Annotated in this window: 3 protein-coding genes; 1 reads left to right on the forward strand and 2 read right to left on the reverse strand. The window is 29.7% G+C overall.

The window, feature by feature from the left end:
• Window positions 1-190, forward strand: a 190-nt coding sequence (gene tilS, locus PKV21_09910; protein HOM27801.1) for a tRNA lysidine(34) synthetase TilS, incomplete at its 5' end; no start/stop codon positions are given.
• A gap of 44 nt (window positions 191-234) precedes the next feature.
• Here tilS and guaA read toward each other — a convergent pair.
• Window positions 235-1752 carry a glutamine-hydrolyzing GMP synthase gene (gene guaA / locus PKV21_09915; GenBank protein ID HOM27802.1) on the reverse strand — a complete coding sequence of 506 codons (1518 nt, stop codon included), beginning with the start codon at window positions 1750-1752 and terminating at the stop codon, window positions 235-237.
• A gap of 68 nt (window positions 1753-1820) precedes the next feature.
• Window positions 1821-2935, reverse strand: a 1115-nt coding sequence (locus PKV21_09920) for a glutamine synthetase (protein ID HOM27803.1), incomplete at its 5' end; no start/stop codon positions are given.

Genomic DNA, 2935 nt, shown 5'->3' on the forward strand with positions numbered 1-2935 from the left:
AGGGATGCAAAAAGAAAAAAAACTTTCAAGATTTTTAATTGACAGGAAAATTCCAGTTTACAAAAGGGATAAAATTTTAATTTTTCAATCAAAAAATGAAATAATGTGGGTCTGTGGAGTTGAAATATCTGAAAAGTTCAAAATTACAGAAGAAACAAAAAAAATATTGAAAATAAAAGTAAATGTATAAAATTTTGCTGTAACTTTTTAAACTTACGGATGTATTCTTTCTCTTTACTCCCACTCTATCGTGGCAGGTGGTTTAGAAGTTATATCATAAACAACTCTATTAACTCCTTTTCCTTCATTAACAATTCTTGTTGAAATTCTATCAAGGACTCTGAAAGGGATTTTTGCCCAATCAGCAGTCATACCATCAGTGCTTTTTACAACTCTTATTGCAATTACATTTTCATAAGTTCTTTTATCTCCCATAACTCCAACTGTTTTTATTGGTAGTAAAACGGCAAATGCCTGCCAGATAGAGTTATAAAGAGATGCTTTTTTAATTTCATCTTCTACAATTGTATCTGCCTTCTTTAAAATTTCAAGGAGATGTTTATTTACACTACCTATTATTCTAACGGCAAGACCAGGTCCTGGGAAAGGATGTCTATTTATTATAAAATCAGGGATATTTATCTCTTTTGCAATTTTTCTCACTTCATCTTTAAATAAAAATCTAAATGGTTCAACGAGAGAAAATTTTAGTTTTTCTGGCAGTCCTCCTACATTATGATGTGTTTTTATCCTTGCAGTTGGCCCACCAAATGCAGGAATACTTTCAATTACATCTGGATATAAAGTTCCCTGTGCTAAAAACTTTGCGCCAAATTCTTTTGCTTCTTTTTCAAAAATTTTTATAAAGGTATTTCCAATTATTTTTCGTTTTTTTTCAGGGTCGGCAACATTTTTTAGTTGTTTTAAAAAAATTTCACCTGCATCAATATATTTCAAATTAACCTTTTTCTGAAACCACTTAACTATTTTTTCTTTTTCTCCCTTTCTTAATAGCCCATTATCAACAAATATACTTAATGATTTTTCTTTACAAACATCTTGAAGTATTAAAGAAAGTGTTGAAGAATCAACTCCTCCACTTAATCCACATATAATTTTTTCATCTCCTACTTTTTCTTTTATTTCTTTTTTTATTTTTTCAAGAATTATTCTATAATTCCATTTAGGTTCTAATTTACATATTTTGAAAAGAAAATTACTTATTATTTTTTTACCTTCTTCTGTATGAGTAACTTCTGGATGAAATTGTAGCCCATATATTTTTTTATTTTTATCTCTTATTGCTGTTATGGGAGATATTTGTGTTCTACCAATTACTTTAAAATTCTTTCCTGCTCTTTTTACAATATCCCAATGACTCATCCAGACAATTGTTTTTTCTCTTAAATTATTAAAAAGTTCTTCTTTTCTATCCGGATAAAAAATTGTTTTCCCATATTCTCTTTTTTTACCTTCTTCAACTTTTCCACTGAAAAATTCTGATATAAGTTGCATCCCATAACATATTCCGAGAATATAAAAACTACCATCAAATATTCTTTCATCAAATTTATAAATACCTTTTTGTATATGTCCTGGCCCACCTGATAGTATAATTGCTTTTATATCTTTTTCTTTTAATGTTTCTATTTTTATATTAGGAAGGAATATCTCACTATAAACATTCATTTCTCTAACTCTTCTTGCAATAAGTTGGGTGTATTGAGAACCAAAATCGATAACGCCTACCATCCCTTTCTTCCTCTGTGTTTTTGTGCCTCTATCATAATAACCTTATTAAAAAAAATCAAAATTTTTACTTATAGTGTTGGAAAATATGTTTTTATTTCAAAATCAGTTACCTGTTGTCTATACATATCCCACTCAATTTTTTTTGCAGTAATTAAGTTATTATAAATATGGTCTCCAAGTACTTCTTTTAAAAATTTACTTTCTTCTGCTACTTCAATTGCTTCTATTAAACTACCTGGAAGACATTTTATATTTAATTGCTCCATTTCTTCATCTGTCAGATGATAAACATCCCTTTCAAGTGGTTCGGGTAATTGATAATTATTTTCAACCCCTCTCATTCCAGCAGCAGACATACAAGCAAAAGATAAATATGGATTGCATGCAGGGTCAGGAGAACGAAATTCAATCCTTGTTGATTTCTCTTTCCCTGGTTTGTACATTGGGATTCTAACAAGTGAACTTCTGTTTCTCCTTGCCCAACAAATATAAACAGGCGCTTCATACCCAGGGACAAGTCGTTTATAAGAATTTACCCATTGATTACATACAAAAGTTATCTCTCTTGAATGATTTAATATGCCTGCAATGTATTTTTTACCTATATCTGAAAGATTATATTTATCATTTTTATCAAAAAAGATATTTTTATCTCCTTTAAATAATGACTGGTGAACATGCATTCCACTTCCATTAACACCATATATTGGTTTTGGCATAAATGTTGCATAAAAACCATTCGCTTGTGCTACATCTTTTACCACCATCCTGTAGACCATAACAATATCTGCCATCTCTAATCCTTCTTTATATCTTAAATCAATTTCATGCTGACTTGGAGCACCTTCATGATGTGAATATTCAACATCTATACCCATTTTTTCTAATGTTAAAGCAATTTCTCCTCTAATGTTATTTCCAGCATCAAGTGTAGTTATATCAAAATATCCTCCTTCATCAAGTATTTGAGGGCCCTTGTCATCTTTAAAAATAAAAAATTCAAGTTCAGGACCAACATTATATGAAAAACCTTTTTCTTTTAGTTTTTTAAGTTGCCTCTTTAAAATATATCTTGAATCACCTTCATAAGGAGTTCTATCTGGATTTAAAATATCACATATCATTGCTGCTACACCTCTTTCTTTTGGCCCATAAGGAAGAATTGTGAAAGTAGTAGAATCAG

This window comes from bacterium (assembly GCA_035371905.1).
In the GTDB taxonomy this organism is placed as follows: domain Bacteria; phylum Ratteibacteria; class UBA8468; order B48-G9; family JAFGKM01; genus JAMWDI01.